This window comes from Streptomyces sp. SM1, assembly GCF_002910825.1.
GTDB lineage: Bacteria > Actinomycetota > Actinomycetes > Streptomycetales > Streptomycetaceae > Streptomyces > Streptomyces okerensis.
In genome coordinates this window covers 1-430 of record NZ_NEUB01000420.1, presented here as the reverse complement: position 1 = coordinate 430, position 430 = coordinate 1, and the positions used below count along the sequence as shown (strand labels likewise).

At 73.7% G+C, this 430-nt stretch carries 1 protein-coding gene; it reads left to right on the top strand.

Going from position 1 to position 430, the window contains the following annotated elements:
* On the top strand, positions 1 to 430 hold a 430-nt coding region (locus B9S61_RS10545), incomplete at both ends, for an RICIN domain-containing protein (protein WP_146064778.1).

The following is a 430-nucleotide window of genomic DNA, read 5'->3' as shown; positions in this document are numbered from 1 at the left end:
CTGTGTCTCGACAGCCGGGGCGTACCGCAGGACGGTTCGGGCACCCGGCTGGCCGAGTGCTCCTCGGGGTGGACCCAGCAGTGGACGTACGAGGACGACGGGCTGCTGCGCAGCGTGGCGGACCCCGGTCTGTGCCTGGACTCGCACAAGGACGCCGGTGTCGTCGTCCTGGGCACCTGCGCCGACGCCGGCGACGCCCGCAGTGACGACGTGCGCTACGACCTCACCTTCCAGGGCGAGCTGCTGCCCCGCTGGGACGAGCAGCTGGCCCTCACCCCCGCGACCCCTGACGCGAACGCCGACATCGTCGTCAAGGTGCGCGACCGGACGGTGAACCAGCGCTGGGCGGCCGAACCCGTACGCGCCGGCACGGGCTCCCTCTCCATCACGGGGACGGACGTCCCGCCGGCCCGCCACGCCAGGCTGCCCG